The organism is Nitrosomonas ureae, assembly GCF_001455205.1.
Classification (GTDB): Bacteria; Pseudomonadota; Gammaproteobacteria; order Burkholderiales; family Nitrosomonadaceae; genus Nitrosomonas; species Nitrosomonas ureae.
The window spans coordinates 235800-255408 of the sequence record NZ_CP013341.1; the positions used below are offsets into that span (position 1 = coordinate 235800).

Here is a 19609-nt window from a genome sequence, read left to right on the forward strand (position 1 = left end):
TGAACCTGAGTAGGCCGGATGATGGTCGCTCCTTTGAGTAGGTGAGATGCGCGCTGCTTATCTAGGTTTTACGTTCCTCACATCTATTGCTCTTTTTATCAAGAGCTAGTTTCTGAACGCCACTTCCACTTCACATAGGCATATAACACTACCACTATGCCAAATTCCTGCTAATCATCCCCGCCTTTACTACGATCAACCTCCAGCGCTCTCACTAAACTGGCACGATTTCCCCAGGCATTCCGAATATATGACACCACGAGTGCTACTTCCTCATTACGTAAAATCTGCTGGAACGGCGGCATTCCATAGGGCCGGGGATTTCCTGCCGTTGTGGCCGGATAACCGCCATTCAACACGCTGCGAATAACATTCAAAGGCGAATCCATCACTACACCTCGATTACCGGCCAGTGCGGGATAAATACCCGGAGCGCCTTTTCCGTCAGCACCATGGCACGCTTGACAATATTCTTGATAAATTTTCCCGCCCAGTTCCAGTTGTTTGCGAAAACTGCCTGATGTCACCGAAAAATGAACACCAGTCACATTGCCTATGTCATTTTCCGTCAGTGATTTCAGATAGGCTGCCATAGCGAGCACATCTTCTGACGATAAATATTGCAGGCTTTGCCTGACGACAGTGGCCATAGGCCCCGAAGCCACGGCACGCTTTGTGATACCCGTTGTCAGCAACGTAACAATTTCCTCGATTTCCCAATCGCCGCTGCCTGCTTCCAGATTCGAAGACAGAGAAGGGGCATACCAATTCATGCCCATTATTTGCCCACCTGTTAATGCCTCGTCCTGACTCGCCCCCAACATATTGCGGGTGGTATGGCAGGCATTGCAATGACCTAACCCCTGCACCAGATAGGCACCACGATTCCATGCTGGGCTCTTGGATTGATCCGGCTTATAAACGCCTTCTTTAAAATACAAAGTGCGCCAGACCGCAAGCAATGATTCGGAATTATAGGGAAAGAAAATATCATGCGCCGGATTAGTCTGCGAAACTGGGGGTAGCGATTGCAGATAAGCAAAAATTGCATCGGCATCTTGCCGCGTCACTTTGGTGTATTCGGTATAGGGAAAAGCGGGATATAGAAGCCGCCCATCACGCGATTTGCCCTGATGCAGGGCTTGCCAGAAATCCTGTTGATTCCATAGGCCAATCCCCGTTTCTTTGTCAGGCGTGATATTAGGTGTAATAAACACACCGAATGACGTGGACAATCGGCGCCCACCTGCAAATGGCTGCCCCCCCTTAGTCGTATGACATCCCATGCAATTACCAATGCGAGTTAAGTAAGCGCCATACTCCACTGCAGCAGAATGTTCCGCTTCACCAGCCATGACTTTCCCTGGCATCGTCAGCAAAACAAATGTCAGCGATATCCCGCATGCCCACAGCAAGATAATATTTTTCCAATAACCTATTACATTGAATATCATGACTCCGTGCCTCATTCCGCACCCCCGTTTTCCAGAATAGTCCGGCTACACCGAGCTACCAATTCAGGTGAAAGCACATTGAATGAACCGGGTTTCCCAGAAACAGATTGATTCGCCAGCCATTTTGCAACGGCATTCACCTCTCTCTCGGTCAACTGTTTAGCGATTTCAGACATGCAATCCGATGTCCGACTCCGCATAATGCTCCCACTACGCCACCCGCCCAGCTGCGCTGTAATATAAGCGCGGGACAACCCAATCAGACCCGGGATTGCAGGTTCCACGCCCATCAAAATATCTCCATGACAGGCACTGCATGGCGGAATATTGCGCTCCGGAGATCCTGAATAAATCAGATGCTGCGCCAGTTTTATTTCCTCAGGTTGCATCTGAATCCGCTCGGGATCCGGATAGGGTAATTGCAAAGAAGAAAAATACTGTGCTATTTCCCGCAGATATTCGTCCGACATATTTTCCAGCAAAACGACCATAGGTTGATAATAGCGCCGGCCATCCCTGAAATTACGCAACTGGTTAAAGATATACCCCTGCGGTTTACCCGCTATACGAGGATAGTATGCATCACGCCCTACTTTGTCTTCAGCGCTATGACAGATGGTACAGGCCTTAACCCGCTCGGCCATGGTATCGGGCACTTCACCACCAATGGCGTTCGCCACGCTCGTAATACATAACAATATCAATATAATAAAACGTGTCATTTAAAATTTTTCCGCAATTTATAAATCCGGATCAATCGTGCGCACATCACACGCTTGCCGTATTTAATTTTTTAATTCGACATTTTGAAACTTTTGCAGCTCATAATCTGCAATTTAACACAGGTTCTTAACTGAAAACCCGGAAACATTTGGTTTGATATGCGCATTCACGATAGGATCGATTGGGTAAGGTAGCAGCCAGATTTGCACAGCCGCTTATGAGAAACTAGCAACCCTCTGACAGCAATATTCTATCAAGCGGAAATGTTAAGATTGCCATTTCTTTCTAACCGATAGAACAATTAAAAATGTCCGTATCCAGTAACCTGCTCCAAAGACATAACTTACAATTGATATGTCGGCAGTTCTAATTATATGGTTCGAATTCGGTCTCTGTGCCATATTGATTGGCTTTGCGGGAACCCGATTATGCCGATACGCCGACGTCATCGCGGACAAAACCGGTTTGTCCGGCAGCTGGATTGGTCTCATTCTACTTGCTACGGTGACTTCACTGCCTGAACTTGTAACAGGCGTCAGTGCCTTGACATTGGCAAACATACCCAATATTGCAGTGGGCAGTTTGCTGGGTAGTTGCGTCTTCAATTTGGCTATTCTGGTGGTACTGGACTATCTGGCGCGCGGCGAATCATTGTACCGCCGCGCCAGTTCGAGCCACATTCTATCCGCAGGATTTGGTGTAATACTCATAGGATTTGTTGGGCTGAATGTTTTACTAATCGACAAAACCACTCTTACTATTGCTCACCTGGGAATTTATACGCCCGCTATCGTATTGTTCTACATTGTTGCCATGCGGGCACTCTACATCCACGAGCGAGCGCAGGTAAAAGAATTCGTTGAACAGGTCGCGGATCGCTACCCGGACATGACCTTGCATCAGGCTTATGTGCGTTATGTATTGTCGGCTTCTTTGGTTATCGCGGCCGGGATTTATTTACCGTTTGTAGGCGCACAATTGGCTGAAGTGATGGGTTGGCACAATACGTTTGTAGGGACGCTATTCATTGCCGGGATCACCTCGCTTCCGGAACTTGCAGTCAGCATCGCCGCATTGCGCATGGGTGCACTGGATATGGCCATTGCCAATCTATTGGGTAGCAATTTGTTCAATATCTTGATACTGGCACTGGAAGACATCATTTTTGTTGCAGGCCCGCTCCTGACTTTTACTTCACCCTTGCATGCTTTCTCCGCTTTCTCGGCAGTCATCATGAGCGGCATTGTCATCGTGGGCCTGGTTTATCGCCCCAGCACGCGTTTGTTCATCAGCATTGGCTGGATCAGCCTGAGCCTGTTCACCCTCTATCTGCTCAATACCTATGTGTTTTATCTGCATGGTGGATGAATAATCCAGCATTACAAATTCGTAATCCCCCGCCTTCTTAACAAGAATTTCTCGAATTCAATCAGCAGAAATAAAATCAAACTAACCGCAATGATCCGCCCCCAAGTCGCTGCATCCAGCGCCGTTGTGCCAAACAATTGCTGCATGACGGGCCAATAGGTAAACAACATTTGCAGCACCAGCAATAAACCAATCGCCCATAAAACATAGCGATTGCCCAGAAATCCCTGACGCGAATAAACGGAAGCCACCAGATAGCGGCAATTGAACAAATAAACGATTTCACACATCACCAGCGTATTCACCACCACCGTGCGGCTCAATTCAACACTGGAACCTTGCAGGGTTTCCCAAATATAGAGAGCGAAGCCACCACTGATCATTAATAAAGAAACGAAGACAATGCGCCACACCAGAAATCCTGACAAAATAGATGCATTGGGATCATGCGGCGGGCGCGACATCACGCCGCTCTCCGGCCGCTCGAAAGAAAGCGAAATCGCCAGCGTCACCGTCGTCACCATATTGATCCACAAAATCTGCACGGGCGTGATGGGCAAGGCCATCCCCAGGATAATGGCAAGCATCAGGATACCTGCTTCACCGCTACTGGTCGGCAGAATGTAAACAACCGTTTTGCGGATATTATCGTAGACAGTGCGGCCTTCCTCCACGGCGTGGGTGATCGATGCAAAGTTATCGTCCATCAACACCATTTCTGCTGCTTCCTTAGCAACTTCAGTGCCTTTACGTCCCATCGCGACGCCAATATCGGCACGCTTTAACGCCGGAGCATCATTCACGCCGTCTCCCGTCATTGCGACAACCTCGCCGTTTTCCTGCAACGCAGTCACCAGCCGCAGTTTATGCTCGGGATTAGCGCGCGCGAAAATCTCCACATCGGCCGCCACTCTGCGCAATTGCGCGTCGTCCATATCGTCCAGTTCAATGCCCGTAATAGCGCGCTGACCATCCCCGATCCCTAATTTCGTGCCGATCGCACAGGCGGTAATGCGATGATCACCCGTGATCATTTTGACCTGAATACCGGCCGCGTGGCATTGTTGCACGGCGGCGATGGCTGCCTCGCGCGGCGGATCGACAATGCCAACCAGCCCGAGCAAGGTAAATCCCGTTTCAGCATCGGAGAATGCCAGTGTTTGTTGCTTCGCCTGTACCTTGCGACTGGCTATGGCCAGTATGCGCTGACCGTTTTCACTGGCTGCGCTTATTCTGGCATGCCAGAAACCCAATTGAATCGATTCGTTTTTTCCCTGGCTGCGCTGATGGCTGCACATGGCCAATACTTCCTCCGGAGCGCCTTTGGCATAAATCAGGCCCTGTCCGACAGAGTCATGATGCAACGTCGCCATGAAACGATGTTCCGATTCAAAAGGAATCACATCCACGCGCGGTAATGCTTTCTGCTCCGAAATCGAATCCAAGCCCGCCTTCATTGCCAACGTAACCAGTGCGCCCTCGGTCGGATCGCCCTGGATATCCCACCGGTCATCATGCTGCTGCAGCGAGGCATCGTTACACAGCAATCCGGCCCGGAACAATTCCAGTATATCGGCATCATCCGCAATCCTGATTTCCCTTCCATCCCGGCTAAAACCGCCTGCTGGCGCATAGCCTACGCCGCTGACTTGCAATTGATCGGACGCAGTCATGACACTTTGCACGGTCATTTCATTGCGCGTCAGCGTACCGGTCTTATCCGTGCAAATAACGGTTACCGCACCCAGTGTTTCCACTGCGGGCAGCCTGCGTACAATGGCGCTGCGCCGCGCCATATTTTGCACCCCCAGCGCCAGCGTAATCGTCATGATGGCGGGCAATCCCTCCGGAATTGCGGCGATGGCCATGCTCACCGCGGCCATGAAGATCTCGCCCGGAGGATAATCATGCAGCAAAAAGCCGTAAACAAACAGGCTCACCGCCAGGAATAGAATTACTACCGTCAGCCAGCGGCCAAAAATTGCCATCTGCCGCAGTAGCGGTGAAACCAGCTTATCGACTTGCGCGATCATCTGGCTGATACGCCCAATCTCGGTATACTGACCGGTGGCAACCACAACACCCATCCCTTGGCCGTAAACCACCAGCGTACCTGAGTACGCCATGCAGAAACGGTCTCCGATCGCTGTCACGGCATCGACCGCTGGAATGGATTTCTCGACCGCCACGGATTCGCCGGTCAACGCCGCCTCTTCGATGCGCAGATTTTTACAGCTGAGCAACCTCATATCAGCAGGCACCTTGTCACCGGACTGCACCACCACCACATCCCCCGGCACCAATTGCTCCGCTGGAATCTGTATCCGACGTCCTTCGCGCAATACCATTGCGTTAAGCGACAGCATGCGTCGGATCGCACTGAGCGCTTTCTCCGCCTTGCCTTCCTGTAAAAAACCGATGACGGCGTTAATCATCACGACGCCCAGAATAACGCCGCTATCCACCCAATGCCCCATAAATGCTGTCACCACCGACGCACCCAACAAGATATAAATCAGTACATTATGAAATTGCAACAAAAAACGGATAACCGCACTTTCGGGTTTGGGCGGTTTTAAGCGATTGGCACCATATTTTTCCCAGCGTAGCTTGGCTTCTGATTGTGACAAACCGCTCTGCCCGGTCGCAAACGCCTGCAGAACGCTTTCTGCCGCATAACTGTGCCATGCGGGTGTTTTATCAACCAACGAATCGGGATCATACGACATAAAAAATTTCCTTTGACGCAAAAAACGGACACACCCAGTTATCAGGAATAATTTGTATTTGAATATCCAGTACCGCTACAATGGAAAACATTCTTTTACCTTAACATAGCAAATGGAGCTTTCCATGAAATACTCTATCATTCTGATGGCATTGATGACTATCTTGTTTACCCCTTTGACGCAAGCATCCGGACGCGTGCCGTTCGGACATCAGGTGATCGAGGTGCAAAACTACAGCCGCGCCACAGAACAAATCGCCATTTCCGGAATGATCAGCGATGGCGGCACGCAAGCCTTGGCCGCCACTGGATTTAAAACCGTCATTGACTTACGAACAAAGAATGAAGGAACCGCCGAGGAAAAAGCGCTCGTCGACAGGGCCGGCATGATGTACTTCAACATCCCGACCACGGTTGCCGGAATCACGCGGGAACAGGTGGCCGAATTTACCAAAATTATCGAATCCGCCCAAAAACCGGTCTTGATTCATTGCGGATCGGGTAACCGCGCCAGCGCCATGTGGGCCAGCTATCGCATTACCCAAGGTGTTGAACCGGAAGCAGCCATCAAAGAAGCACGCAAAATGGGTTTACGCCCGCCGCTCGAGGAAAAGCTTCGTGAAATTATGCTCAATTGAGTCATTATCGCGGTCACTTGCTATAAGCAGACTGAGAAAATGCTGACGATTGACATTGTTGAAATAACCGTTCTTGATTATAACCGCTACCTTGATCCTTATGTTTGGTTGCAGAAAGCAACCAAGTTCGACATTGGTAGAGCACTCAAAATAAAGCCTACTCTGCAGATCGGACTAGCCAATCATTAAACAAAGAGATCGACTCTTTCTATTGCTATCCGTTAACTTTTATGTTGATTGAATAACCTAATGAAAAATAAATGAGTACTGAGCTGCTTCCTGAGTTTATCAGGCAAAACTATGAAGTCCATGAGTGGAAGCATGCTTGCGCAATCTTGAAGGTAGATTTTCCTAACGAATGGAATGATATTTTGCGGTTCTAACTGCTTTTCGCTTAAATAAAAGCTGGATTACCAATTCCGGTGGAAGCAAATCTCAAGTTTCTAAATTTATAGATAGCTTTCTATATAGTCGCAACTGGATTGAGAAAGAATTTAAAACACAAGTAGTTGTTGACCAGAACACTATAGATACTCCCACACATAGAGTCGATTGTTTCAGAAATCGTGTAGCGCTGGAAATCGAGTGGAATAATAAAGATCCATTTTATGATCGAGATTTGAACAATTTCAGATTGCTTTTCGATCTAAGAGCAATTAGCGTTGGCGTTATAATTACACGATGCGATGATCTTCAGGATATTTTTAATGATCTCGGTAGGGGAAGTTCATATGGTGCATCAACGACACATATGAGCAAGCTTCTACCGCGCATCAAGGGCGGAAGTGGTGCTGGCTGCCCTTTACTAGTACTGGGAATTTCAAAATCACTCTATGTGGAGGATGAATAAAGGTGGGAGCATCTGATGATTTATTGGAAGAAGTAGGAAAACGAAAATTCTCAACTGTATTGGCTGATCCACCGTGGCAGTTTCAGAATAGAACAGGGAAAATGGCTCCTGAACACAAGCGTCTTTCACGATACCCAACTATGACTCTACAAGAAATTAAAGATCTTCCTGTGGAAGCCATTGTGAATGATACGGCGCATCTTTATCTATGGGTTCCAAACGCTTTGCTTGCCGATGGACTACAAGTAATGGAACATTGGGGTTTTACATATAAGACCAACTTAATCTGGTACAAAATTAGAAAAGATGGTGGCCCCGATAGAAGGGGCGTTGGTTTTTACTTCCGAAATGTGACCGAGATGATTTTGTTCGGAGTGAGAGGAAAAAGTGCACGCACGTTGCAGCCGGGAAGAAGTCAAGAAAATATCATCTCATCCCAAAAAAGAGAACACAGTAGAAAACCCGATGAACAATATCAAATCATAGAATCTTGTAGCCCGGATCCATATATTGAGCTTTTTTCAAGAGGGTCAAGAAAGAGCTGGTTTGTGTGGGGTAATCAGTCTCGTGAATACACCTTGGATTGGGATACATATTCTAACCACTCGCAAGCAAATATTGTTCCTTTTAAACAGCGCACGCTGCTATAAATTAACCAATCCAAAATAACCGCAAAATCATCCACACCGCTATGCCCATCGAAACGACCGCAAATCCCTGCTGTAGCCTTGAAGGTGCAAGATAACCGGCAATAGCACGCCCTATCAACATGCCAGCCAATGCTCCGGTGGCAAAAGGCAGTGCAACAGGCCAGTTCATCGTACCCAGAACAGTTGCCGAGGCCACCCCGACGGCTGAAATAAGCGCGATGACGGCCAGCGCTGTAGCCAGTATGGATTGCATTGAAAGATTGGTGGCTCTTTTAAGCGCCGGAACAACCACAAAACCACCGCCGACCCCGAGCAAGCCTGATATAAAGCCGGTGGCGATGCCTGAATAACCCAGCGCGCGAACACACGGCCAGCCCCATATTAAGCGACCGTGCTCGTATTCCAGCCGACAAGGAATGGCAGCAAGATTAGATTGCGGATCTGCCGCATCCTTTTTTTCAGCCATTGGTTGCGCGCTTTGCCGCAACATATTCACCGCCACATAAAATAAAACCAGTGCAAATAACACTGTCAAGGGTGCATTCGGCAGCTTCTGCGCCAGCCATATCCCGGCGGGTGCTACCAATATTCCGGTAATTGCAATAAATCCTGCCGCCCGGTAACGCACCTTTCCCTGTCGTAACGCGATAAGTGCGCCAATTGCTGATGACACGCACACTGCGAGCAAGGCGATCGGAGCGGATTCGGCCACAGTGAAATGCAACCCGAAGATGAGTAAGGGCACTGCGATTATCGCTCCGCCTGCACCGGTCAGCGCTAGGACGGCGCCGGTACCGGCGCCAAGCAGTATGCTGGTTAACAATATTTCCACTCCAGCTCAGTGCGACTTGCGAGGATGGGCAAGCCACTCCTTGCCTTTCAACATGCCATTCCAATAAATCCATGGAAAAACAGTCTTCTTGAGAAACCAGTAAAGCTTACTCGGCACGGTAGGTTTCAATGGGAACGTGGGCAATAATTTTCCACCGAAACCAAATTCAGCTAGGACTACCTTGCCGTTTTCCACAGTCAGCGGACATGCACCATAACCGTCGTAAAAGGCTGTAAATTCCCGGTCTTCTTTTTCCGCCAGCAAATTCCCGGCCACCACAACAATTTGCTTTCTGGCGGCGGCTGCAGTTTTCGCATTCGGCGAAGAACACGCATCTCCCAGTGAAAATATATTGGCATAATCGGTATGCTGCAGTGTCTTCTCATTCACCTTGCAAAAACCGCTGGCATCCGCTAAGGGACTATCGCGCAAAAAGTCCGGCGCCATTTGTGGCGGTGTTACATGCAGCAAATCAAAGGGTTTTGCTTCGTGAATCACCGTACCATTCGCATCTTTAATTTCAAAATAAGCAATTTTTTGTGCTCCGTCCACTTTGACCAGATTGGAATTAAATACCAGTTTTGCATGATAACGCCTAACATACTCCATCAAGGGTGGAACAAAATCAGCCACACCAAATAGCACAGCACCCGCGGTATCAAACTCAACATTTATGTTTTCCAAACAACCCGCTTGCAGCCAGTGATCACAAGAAAGATACATGGCTTTCTGTGGCGCACCGGCACATTTAATGGGCATGGGCGGTTGAGTGAAAATCGCCTTCCCGGATTTAAACCCCTGTACCAATTCCCAGGTATAAGGCGCCAAATCATGACGATAATTCGAGGTAACACCATTTTTACCCAGCGTTTCTTCCAATCCTTCAATCTTTTCCCATGCGGTCCGGATGCCGGGACATACAACCAACTGCCGGTAGCCGATTACCCGCCCATCATCCAGACGAACTTTGTTTTGCTCCGGATCAAATACAGTTGCAGATGCCTGTATCCACTCCGCGTTTCTTGGAATCACATTCCCCATCGGCTTTACCGTTTCAGCAATATCGTATGCGCCTGCACCCACCAGCGTCCATGCAGGCTGATAATAGTGACGATCACTGGGTTCGATAATTGCAATGCGCAAGGTTGGCCGCCGTTTGAGAAGACTGGCAGTCACCCCGATACCTGCCGAACCACCACCAATAACAACCACATCGAAAGCGCTTCCCCAATTGCACGCATCGATGACCGAGTCCTGCACCTTCACTTTATCGCCATTACTTTGCCGAGCCATCTCGTGTAAAGCAGCTGCCCGCCTGCCGGAGTTACAAAAAGCCAGAACCGGTTTAGGCAACTCAACCATTAACTTCTGAAAAGCTTCAACACGTTCGGTAGGTACGGCGCCCATTTTGACAGGCAGATAAATAAAGATAATGCCTTGAGCTTTAGCCATCGCTTCCAGCTCTTCACTATGCGGTTGATTCTCGCCACCTTCGTAGTCCGGGCGGTTACAAATGATGGATTTATAACCGGCTGCAGCAACCGCACTGATGTCGTCAACACTAATCTGACCACTCACTGAAAACTGGTGATCCAGTTTAATAATGTTCATGGACATGCCTATCCTCCTTTATTAACCCGCGATGTGGTATCGCAAAAAAGACCCATAGGCGCTATAACCAATCTTCAGTCTTTTATGTGGAATGTTTCTTGCAGTAGAGATTGAATAAAGTCTCCATGATTTGAATGGCCTCCGAGCTTGCTAGACTATAGTAGATGTACTTACCTCTTCGTTCTGTCGAAACCAGATTTTCTTCACGCAACACGGTGAGTTGCTGCGATAAAGTGGGTTGATGAATGTCCAATAATTCTTCCAGTTCCCCCACATTCCGTGTTCCCTGACTCAGTTCGCATAAAATGAGCAATCGATCTTCATTAGCGAGAATCTTCAGCAATGCACAGGCCGCCGCAGCCGATGTGTGTAATGCTGCCATACCGTTTAAAACTGGTTGTGTTTTCATGTTTTATCATACTTTAGTGTAATTAATTATTCGAGGCCCCGAAATTCAACAATGATGACAAGGATATTAATCCTAATTTATTTTATAGAAATTGTCAGTAAACTTATTGACGTTTCTGCTGCACAGCTTCAAAAATACCCATTCCCAATAACATTGCCCCTAGAAAGATAATAGCCTCCAGGTTGCCCGATCCCACCAGCACTAACGCTGGCCCGGGGCAGATTCCCGCTATTCCCCAACCGATCCCGAACACAATCCCGCCTAATATCAAGCGCGTATCGATTTTGGTAACACTCGGTATCTGGATGTATCCGCCCAAATAGCTTTTCTTTTGTTTCTTTGCAATCGCAAAAGCTATTGAGCTTACGGCGACCGCGCCAGCCATCACCCCTATCAGCGAAGCATCCCAGCGACCCGTTATATCAAGAAAAGCCAATACAATTGCCGGATTAACCATGCCGGATAAAATAATTCCCAATCCGAATACGATTCCGGACACCCACGCCATCAAACCAACCATTTGATATCCTCCATTATTCGCAGCCATTTAAACTAATTGGCAATCACATGTCTTACCACATAAACTGTCAGCATTGCCGTCAGTATAAATATTGCTGTGGCGGCAAAAGAGCGAATTGTCCCTCGCGATAACCCACAAACGCCATGACCACTTGTACACCCGGAGCCCAATCTTGTTCCGTATCCCACTAATAAACCGGCTAATAGCAACATCAAATGACTGGTTTCAATCCGTATCTCCGGTAGAGCGAAAAAAATATTCCAAATGGTTATCGATAAAACCAACCCTGAAATAAAAGCGATGCGCCAACCGATATCTCCTCTTTGCAAACGGAATAAACCACCCATAATTCCGGATATCCCAGCAATACGTCCATTAAACAGTAATAATATTGTCACCGCAAAACCTATTGCGAGCCCTCCTGCTACAGCTTGCCATGGTAATAAGTCCAGATAATTAATATGCACCCCCTACACTGAAAAAATAATGCCGGTCATTAAATTATTATATAGTATATATTAGAATATAATAATTTCTATTTATACTATTTTCAGTAATAACTTTATCTGAAAAACCACCAGGAGAATAAAATGAACCCCACCATACAAGCATTCTTTGATACCGTAACACAGACTATCAGCTATGTTATTTTTGATGAAGCGGGAGGCTGTTGCGCCATTATTGATCCCGTACTGGATTATGACCCTAAGGCTGGTAAAACCCTCACCCATAATGCCGACAAGCTAATCGCATTTATTCATGATCAACGTCTTTCGGTTCAGTGGATTCTAGAAACACATGCACATGCGGATCATTTGTCATCAGCTGATTACCTTAAAAATCAACTAGGTGGAAAAATCGCCATTGGTCGGAATATTCCTGCAGTTCAGAAAACATTCAAAAAAATTTTTAACTTTGGTGATGATTTTATACCCGATGGCCATCATTTTGACCATTTGTTTTCCGATGGCGAGTCGTTCCGGATCGGAAAAATTACAGCAAAAGTCATTGCAGTATCAGGCCACACACCCGCCGACATCGCATATCAAATCAACAATGTAATCTTTGTGGGCGATACGCTCTTTATGCCTGATGTTGGCACCGCGCGCGCAGATTTTCCAGGCGGTGATGCCCGCCAGTTGTTTAAATCCATTCAAAAAATACTCGCATTCCCGCCTGAAACCCGTCTATTGATGTGTCACGATTACCCCCCCACCAATCGCCCGCCAGAATGGGAATGTTCGGTTGCTGAACAACGCGCACGCAATATTCACATTCATGCCGGAATCACTGAAGACGAATTTGTAAAGATGCGCACTGAACGCGACGCAACATTAGAAATGCCAAATCTGCTGCTACCCGCAATACAAATAAATGTCAGAGGCGGTAAACTACCGCCAGCTGAGCCTAATGGTGTTGCATACTTCAAAATACCGATTAACTTAATTTGATGCGTGACATTTAGATTTCATCATATCTGACGAAATACCGCTGCTTAATACTAGTTGATCGATAAGTACAGATAGCTTTCACCTGTCTTTAAACCTGCATGGTGATAAAGTTACCCCGTTGCTGATCAAATTTTACCGCAATAAAACGGGCACCCACCGAAATTGCATGATTCTCATGATATTTATTGGTTACTTCCGCTACCGCTTGGAAATTTGGTGCGTCAATTTTTATAATATCTTTGAAATCCAGCATTACTTCTGTCAAGAAACGTATCCCTGCGGGTGACAAATCTTGAAAAACACCCTGCACCGGCCGCCCAGGCCAGAACAAATAAAAAACCAACTCCCCTCTCACTGGAATTCGCATGATAGTACGTTGCGTTGATTCCGGATTTTCATGATGCAATACAAAAAGCGGGCTTTCACATTCCAAGCAATTCTCACTTTGGTATAAACCTGTCTGCGGCACGTAGGGCGTTTTGCAGAAAAAACAATAATGCGTAATTAATCCTCGATAAGGCTTAACAGAGCGTTCCGACGCACCAGGGGCGGAAACCAAGTGGGGTAAATTAATCTTCTTATTCGCTGTTTCTTGCGCAGCATGAAGTAATTTACTCGCCAAAAATGCGTCATACCGCGTGCGCGCCCCCGGATCAGATAGAATTCGATAAGCTTCCTCAAGCAATACTTTATCTTGAAGAGAATTTTCTTTTAATACTCGATAACTCGCTTTAATTGTGGTAATTGGTGCATCAGATTGAACCTGAAGAATCCGATAATAATTACGTTGATTCAAATTGTCCGCATGCTCACTAGGCTTTCTTTCCGCCCCAGGCCTAGCATTGGAGCCCAATGCACCCTGACCTAGAACTTTAATATGATATCGATCCAATAATTCTTGGTCATATTCATCCCGCTTGAAGGGATCCCTTAACGTACTATAAGCAAGATTAAGTAAGCTCACATTCCAATCCGGATTGGCCAGCTCAGGATGCATTACAAGTTTTTGCATCAATGCCCAGTAACTTTCTTTGATCACCTCCATTGGTGCATCAGGCTGAATGTAAAGAATGCGATAGAAATTACGCCGCTCGATCATAATTACTGCGAATTCCAGCACCTCATTATTTGATTTATCTGTGATGTCAATTCTAATGGATTTTCAACAGATCATTCATGCCAATAAACATCATTTCTATTGTTCTCATGGCAGGTTAACATTTCCGGACACGGGCTTATATAACTACTGCAATTAGTCAATCCTCCCAGCCAACATCCAGATATATTATAGATTACACTTGCATTTTATTAGTACATCTATATAATGAGAACAATTCTCATTATCATTTATATATTAATATGAATACCCAAGCGCTAACACAGTTAATGGCACAGAATTTGTATCAATCCGAACTTACTAATTTAAATGCACTGATAGATAGTAATTCCTTATTTAAAAACGGTGATGTTGTATTTATATTGCACAAAGGTGAGCAATACACATTACGTCGCACGCGAAATGGCAAGTTAATCCTGAACAAATAGTGGATTATGAGCCTATATCATGTATATTAATACTTGTAGTTATTAGCGGTTCATATACGAAAATCACTCTGAACAGTAAGAATACATGCACCAGATTTCAATAATGAGTTGACTCAATTATTGAATGAGTAATTATTGGAGCTCTGGTGCCGTAAGGGTTGCCAAGTTTCCTGACCCCCACTCTGATCGACCACAATTTGTGTCATTCCTCGGATCTGTCGGTTACTTGGCAACATCTGACGGTGAGGTTTCACCTCGCCTTTGTCTGTGACCCAAGAAGGGCCTGATCGCTTATCTCTTTACTGTCTTGTCCTGACAATCGGTTTGGGTGAATCCCTATCAATAACTGTATTCAAAATGGGGAACGAAAATGAATAATCAATCATTATCCAATCATCAAACCATTGTTGGGGGAGTCGATACACACAAAGATCTTCATTTCGTCGCTATAGTCGATGCCTATGATCGAGTACTTTCCAGTAATTCTTTCCCAACGACGCGACAGGGTTATAAATCAATGTTGGATTGGATGCAATCTTTTGGTGAGGTCAAGCGCATTGGAATAGAATGCACAGGGACTTATGGTGTAGGCTTGTTAAGATATTTACAACAATTTGATATCGAAATTTTAGAGGTTACTGCACCAGATAAAACAATTCGGCGCAAACGTGGTAAAGACGACACAATTGATGCGGAAAATGCGGCGCATGCAGCATTTGCTGGTATACGCACCGTCACACCTAAAACGCGTGATGGCATGGTCGAATCGCTACGGGTTCTCAAGATGTGTAGGAAGACCGCCATTGCAGCTCGCCGTATCGCACTACAAATGATCCAAATGAATATTATCTCTGCGCCAGAAGCGATTCGTGAATCACTACGCACAATGACTCGAATGCAATTAATCCGTACCCTTGCTGCCTGGCGACCAGATATGAGTGGGTATCGTGATATATCAACTGCATACAAAATTGCATTGAAATCGCTTGCACGACGATATTTGGAGTTACATGACGAAATTGCAGATTTGGATGTGATGATTTCCGTCATTGTTGATGAATTAGCCCCCGAACTGATTACAGGCAAAGCCATTGGATATGAATCTGCGGCACAGCTACTCATTACCATAGGAGACAATCCGGAACGCTTAAAGTCTGAAGCTAGCTTTGCGGCGTTGTGTGGTGTCAATCCAATTCCTGCCTCATCAGGCAAGGTCAATAGGCACAGGTTAAATCGTGGGGGTGATAGAGCGGCTAACAGCGCGCTGCATATTATTGCTATAGGACGATTGCGGATAGACGCCAGAACTAAAGAGTATGTTGAAAAGCGTTTAACTCAGGGTCACACTAAACTTGAAGCACTTCGTTGCCTTAAACGTTATATCGCAAGAGAGGTATATTACACTTTGAGAAAGAGAAATAATTTAATCAATAGCGCACAAATTGCAGCTTGACATTTAGAAGGGCATCCGTGGTATACGGTAAGCGAATATATGATATGGATTCATAACAAGAATTACTCAGCAATAACAATTGCCTGTGGCATAATAACAATGGCAAATAACAAATAATTTGAAAGTAACTGAGCGAGATCTTTTGAAATGAATCCAGCCCAAGTAAAACTATTTGTCTTAGGAGCTAAAAATGAAAGGTAATATAGATATCATTCGCTGGCTAAATCAGCAGTTACAACACGAATTAACAGCTATTAATCAATATTTTCTGCATGCCCGGATGTACAAGAACTGGGGATTTAACAGTCTAGGAAAACACGAATTTGAAGAATCATGTGAAGAAATGAAGCACGCTGATCTTCTGATTGAAAGAATTCTGTTTCTGGAAGGCTTACCCAATCTACAAGATCTAGGAAAGTTAATGATTGGTGAAACTGTTGAGGAATGTATCGCTTGTGATCTAAAGCTTGAATTTACATCACGAGAAACTCTGCTAGCTGCAATAGCAGCTTGTGAATCAAGCCAAGACTTTACATCACGAGAAATCTTTGAGCATATTCTTGAGGACACCGAAGAGCATATCGATTGGTTAGAAAGCCAGCTCGGCGTCATGCAAAAGGTCGGCATCCATAACTGGTTACAAAGCCAGATTTAGCGTTTTCAATACTGCTGGAGTTCCTCTTCCTTCTCCAGCAGTACATTTAGCCAGCCAACCTGTTTTTTAGGTCAGCCAGCCATTTTTTTACTTGCTGACAATTTAAAGGAGATTCTTTTATGAAATTTCTTCTAAAAAAACAGACTGCTATGACTACATCATGCGCAATTTTCCATTATCACTACCCCATTTCTTCATACGCGAACACTTCTTCAAGGTGTGAAGATGTTTTAGTTTTATACAAATTTATAAAATTTGCTCATTTGCTGAAGCAAAACTGGGGACTTCTCAAACAAAAAATTATCAAAGAGCGCTCCTCTGCAAACCAAGATTCTCGTATCGTTGATTGGGCACCCTTGATTAAAGCATCTTCTTCAATTGAAATCATTGGTTGCACAAACCACGAAAACCAAACCGACAAGTGTTATGACAATCTATTAAATGGAAAAACAATTCTATGTGTGGGCGGCAAAATCAAACTTTATACCGAATATAATCAAATTGTAAAAAACTCTGGCGGAACATTCATATCGTTTCATGGTGATTCAAATGACACACTGGATAATTTATTTCTACTCATGGAAAAAAAAGCCGACATGATTATTTGTCCAGTCGATTGTGTCAACCATACAGTATTCCAAACTATCAAATATTACTGCAAGTCGTCTGGCAAACCTTGTGTCTTACTAGATCGCTCAGCGATTAATAGTTTCACAGTGGGTGTCCGTATGCTAGCCCTAATGATTGCAGAGAAAACTGATAAAATTAAGCATTAGCCCAATTGATTCGCATATTATCATCTTTGACAGTTTAAATTTACGTGCATAAGAGAAATATCGGCGGCATATTTCAGTTAAAACAGAGTAAAACTGATATCAACCTTAATCCCGCATTGACGTTCCTATGTCAAATAATTGTTGCCGCATCTGACAAATCTGCGAGAATAGGCGGATACAGCTCGCGAACAATGTATCGCATCAGGCAACGTTGATTCCTTATTTGACATCCCAGCAATATCCAACGCAGGGCTTTCGTTATTCCTTGCTACGGATATTTATGGATCATGTCATTATTACTACAGCAATACTGGAATATTATTTATATCTGACCAATTTACTGATGGCGTTAGACAAGGAAAGTCTATGTTGTGCTTAACCCCGACAACCGAATGTAAAAACAATATCCGTAGGGCATAAGATATCGTGCTGTTACTTAATACTACATGCTTGATCCACTTTCAAAAATCAAACTGGAGCTTACTTTAGCTTTGAAGCTCCTAATAAATTCCAGATAGCTTAATGAAAAGGCACAAATTAATTTTGTGCCTTTAACTATTGCGAACTGAGTCTTTCTGAAACAGTCGTTATCCCTCAGTTTTACGTTTACGCATCATCATAAAAGCTGCAGCTCCTGCAATCAGCACCACTATTGGTACAATGATTGCAATCTTCGATACCGGGCGACCCTCTCCTACCGAAAATGGAAATCTCGACACATAATCCTGCGCACCCCCCGTTACCGTCACCAGCCCTACAAACTTACCCTTTTCCGGAAAAACATGCTCTACTGTAATTGATGCAGAGGGATATATTTTAGGTGGCAAGTGATATACCGTAATCTCATCCAGATTTTCTTCCGAACCCGTATCTCTAATTATCCTTACCTCTGTCGTCAACGGACGTAGTTCCTCCTGAATATAATCCAGCGCTATCACAGTCTTACCTACTTCCGGTATATCCTCACAAAATTCCTCTTCCTGTGATAATGGTTGATAGCCAGTAAAATGCATCCGATATGGTCCAATTGTTAATATACACATATCATCCGCTAAAGCCAGCCCACCATGCGCTTGTACTTGCGCTGCAAGCAGCATGCTCATCGCAAGCAATGCCGTCAATAATACTTGTTTCATTTTTATTAATCTTACTAACATTTAAAATTTCCCTGTATCGATAAATGGTTGTTGCTAAATTCTCTTGATGTTGAATTGTCAATGTTATTTAATTCGGCTTTGCGCGGCGCGATACCAACCAATTCTTGAAGCGCCTTGATCTAAGCAGCTTATATATTAGTATCGTGGCCAACAACAAACCCACGGCAGGTCCTACAGTGGCTCTGAATACATTCGCATAATTAACCATTTCCACTCGCAGATGATATTCATAATTCAACGGCGGCAAACCTTCGGCTGTAATCAGTACCAAATACTTCCCCTGATCCAATACATTTTGCGTGCTAATTACACCATCTTCATATAATGCAGGTCGCAAGCTGGTAATTGCTTCACCTTCGGTTGCATTGCTACCTCTTATTATCTTTACTCCAACCGGTATATCTCGCAACTCAGGATCAACCAAATCTATAACAAGTATGGCATTACCGGCTTTGGGTATATCTGTACAATAATGACCTTCCTTATCAACTTGAGGTTGATAAGCACTGAGGTGAATCATGTTCTCCCCAATCCGACGCATACAATTATCTTCTTCCATGGCTACCTTGCCATGCGCACCAACTGTACTTGTGTGAAGTGCCATAATAAGTATAAAGACTGCAATCCCTGCTTGTATTATTTGTCTGACCACGACAAATCCTCCTCTTGGGTAAGCGTCTCTAATTTTTCCAGTTCCATTATCCGCATTCTCTTGTGGTACCTTAAAATTTCACTCTGTTCTTACTTATAAAAAAACCGGTACACCGGCTGTCTTCCGACAGTGGTGTA

20 protein-coding genes and 1 pseudogene are annotated in these 19609 nt (G+C 45.3%); 10 read left to right on the top strand and 11 right to left on the bottom strand.

The features are described 5' to 3' along the window. Positions 1 to 170 precede the first annotated feature (170 nt). Both ATY38_RS01205 and ATY38_RS01210 read right to left on the bottom strand, forming a co-directional pair. Positions 171 to 1454 (bottom strand): c-type cytochrome, encoded by a 1284-nt coding sequence (locus ATY38_RS01205; RefSeq protein WP_418006943.1) that lies wholly within the window; start codon positions 1452 to 1454, stop codon positions 171 to 173. 11 nt (positions 1455 to 1465) lie between these two features. After that, the gene (locus ATY38_RS01210; protein ID WP_062557688.1) at positions 1466 to 2176 is read right to left on the bottom strand and encodes a c-type cytochrome; all 711 of its coding nucleotides are present in this window, start codon (positions 2174 to 2176) and stop codon (positions 1466 to 1468) included. Between the two features lie 355 nt (positions 2177 to 2531). On the opposite strand from ATY38_RS01210, the gene ATY38_RS01215 reads away from it, so the two are divergent. Continuing rightward, positions 2532 to 3545 (top strand): sodium:calcium antiporter, encoded by a 1014-nt coding sequence (locus ATY38_RS01215; RefSeq protein ID WP_062557689.1) that lies wholly within the window; start codon positions 2532 to 2534, stop codon positions 3543 to 3545. An 11-nt stretch (positions 3546 to 3556) separates the two neighbouring features. On the opposite strand, the gene ATY38_RS01220 is transcribed toward ATY38_RS01215, so the two are convergent. Further along, the gene (locus tag ATY38_RS01220) at positions 3557 to 6274 is read right to left on the bottom strand and encodes a cation-transporting P-type ATPase (protein ID WP_062557690.1); all 2718 of its coding nucleotides are present in this window, start codon (positions 6272 to 6274) and stop codon (positions 3557 to 3559) included. Positions 6275 to 6398: 124 nt separating this feature from the next. Between ATY38_RS01220 and ATY38_RS01225 the strand changes: the two genes are divergently transcribed. The 4 genes and pseudogenes from ATY38_RS01225 to ATY38_RS01235 all read left to right on the top strand — a co-directional run bounded on the left by ATY38_RS01225 (position 6399) and on the right by ATY38_RS01235 (position 8411). Further along, on the top strand, positions 6399 to 6911 hold the full coding sequence (locus ATY38_RS01225; protein WP_062557691.1) for a protein tyrosine phosphatase family protein: 513 nt from the start codon (positions 6399 to 6401) through the stop codon (positions 6909 to 6911). Between the two features lie 39 nt (positions 6912 to 6950). After that, a complete protein-coding gene (locus ATY38_RS16000; protein WP_158441752.1) occupies positions 6951 to 7100 on the top strand; it encodes a hypothetical protein in 150 nt (49 codons plus the stop codon). A 196-nt stretch (positions 7101 to 7296) separates the two neighbouring features. Then, positions 7297 to 7761: pseudogene (locus ATY38_RS16990) on the top strand (BglII/BstYI family type II restriction endonuclease); the annotation flags it as partial. A 2-nt stretch (positions 7762 to 7763) separates the two neighbouring features. Continuing rightward, a complete protein-coding gene (locus ATY38_RS01235) occupies positions 7764 to 8411 on the top strand; it encodes an MT-A70 family methyltransferase (protein WP_062557692.1) in 648 nt (215 codons plus the stop codon). Position 8412: 1 nt separating this feature from the next. On the opposite strand, the gene ATY38_RS01240 is transcribed toward ATY38_RS01235, so the two are convergent. From ATY38_RS01240 to ATY38_RS01260, 5 genes are all read right to left on the bottom strand, one after another. Beyond that, positions 8413 to 9243 carry a sulfite exporter TauE/SafE family protein gene (locus ATY38_RS01240; protein ID WP_062557693.1) on the bottom strand — a complete coding sequence of 277 codons (831 nt, stop codon included), beginning with the start codon at positions 9241 to 9243 and terminating at the stop codon, positions 8413 to 8415. 6 nt (positions 9244 to 9249) lie between these two features. Beyond that, positions 9250 to 10860 (bottom strand): bifunctional protein tyrosine phosphatase family protein/NAD(P)/FAD-dependent oxidoreductase, encoded by a 1611-nt coding sequence (locus tag ATY38_RS01245; protein WP_074702186.1) that lies wholly within the window; start codon positions 10858 to 10860, stop codon positions 9250 to 9252. 76 nt (positions 10861 to 10936) lie between these two features. Further along, complete coding sequence (locus ATY38_RS01250; protein ID WP_013648366.1) at positions 10937 to 11263, bottom strand: ArsR/SmtB family transcription factor; 327 nt, start codon at positions 11261 to 11263, stop codon at positions 10937 to 10939. A gap of 103 nt (positions 11264 to 11366) precedes the next feature. Beyond that, the gene (locus ATY38_RS01255; RefSeq protein ID WP_062557694.1) at positions 11367 to 11783 is read right to left on the bottom strand and encodes a DUF6691 family protein; all 417 of its coding nucleotides are present in this window, start codon (positions 11781 to 11783) and stop codon (positions 11367 to 11369) included. 32 nt (positions 11784 to 11815) lie between these two features. Next, positions 11816 to 12250: a YeeE/YedE family protein gene (locus tag ATY38_RS01260; protein ID WP_062557695.1), complete on the bottom strand. Its 435-nt coding sequence runs from the start codon at positions 12248 to 12250 to the stop codon at positions 11816 to 11818. 123 nt (positions 12251 to 12373) lie between these two features. Between ATY38_RS01260 and ATY38_RS01265 the strand changes: the two genes are divergently transcribed. Continuing rightward, positions 12374 to 13234, top strand: a complete 861-nt coding sequence (locus ATY38_RS01265; RefSeq protein ID WP_062557696.1) for an MBL fold metallo-hydrolase — start codon at positions 12374 to 12376, stop codon at positions 13232 to 13234. A gap of 88 nt (positions 13235 to 13322) precedes the next feature. On the opposite strand, the gene ATY38_RS01270 is transcribed toward ATY38_RS01265, so the two are convergent. Beyond that, a complete protein-coding gene (locus tag ATY38_RS01270) occupies positions 13323 to 14333 on the bottom strand; it encodes a J domain-containing protein (RefSeq protein WP_062557697.1) in 1011 nt (336 codons plus the stop codon). 287 nt (positions 14334 to 14620) lie between these two features. On the opposite strand from ATY38_RS01270, the gene hemP reads away from it, so the two are divergent. The 4 genes from hemP to ATY38_RS01290 all read left to right on the top strand — a co-directional run bounded on the left by hemP (position 14621) and on the right by ATY38_RS01290 (position 17663). Next, the gene (gene hemP, locus ATY38_RS01275) at positions 14621 to 14779 is read left to right on the top strand and encodes a hemin uptake protein HemP (protein WP_197702881.1); all 159 of its coding nucleotides are present in this window, start codon (positions 14621 to 14623) and stop codon (positions 14777 to 14779) included. Between the two features lie 370 nt (positions 14780 to 15149). Next, positions 15150 to 16232 carry an IS110 family RNA-guided transposase gene (locus tag ATY38_RS01280; protein WP_062557699.1) on the top strand — a complete coding sequence of 361 codons (1083 nt, stop codon included), beginning with the start codon at positions 15150 to 15152 and terminating at the stop codon, positions 16230 to 16232. 190 nt (positions 16233 to 16422) lie between these two features. Then, the gene (gene bfr, locus ATY38_RS01285) at positions 16423 to 16887 is read left to right on the top strand and encodes a bacterioferritin (protein ID WP_062557700.1); all 465 of its coding nucleotides are present in this window, start codon (positions 16423 to 16425) and stop codon (positions 16885 to 16887) included. Between the two features lie 119 nt (positions 16888 to 17006). Beyond that, a complete protein-coding gene (locus ATY38_RS01290) occupies positions 17007 to 17663 on the top strand; it encodes a DUF2325 domain-containing protein (protein WP_062557701.1) in 657 nt (218 codons plus the stop codon). Between the two features lie 587 nt (positions 17664 to 18250). On the opposite strand, the gene ATY38_RS01295 is transcribed toward ATY38_RS01290, so the two are convergent. Both ATY38_RS01295 and ATY38_RS01300 read right to left on the bottom strand, forming a co-directional pair. Further along, on the bottom strand, positions 18251 to 18799 hold the full coding sequence (locus ATY38_RS01295) for a hypothetical protein (RefSeq protein ID WP_418006944.1): 549 nt from the start codon (positions 18797 to 18799) through the stop codon (positions 18251 to 18253). Between the two features lie 88 nt (positions 18800 to 18887). Continuing rightward, positions 18888 to 19472 (bottom strand): hypothetical protein, encoded by a 585-nt coding sequence (locus tag ATY38_RS01300; RefSeq protein ID WP_062557703.1) that lies wholly within the window; start codon positions 19470 to 19472, stop codon positions 18888 to 18890. Positions 19473 to 19609: the final 137 nt, after the last annotated feature.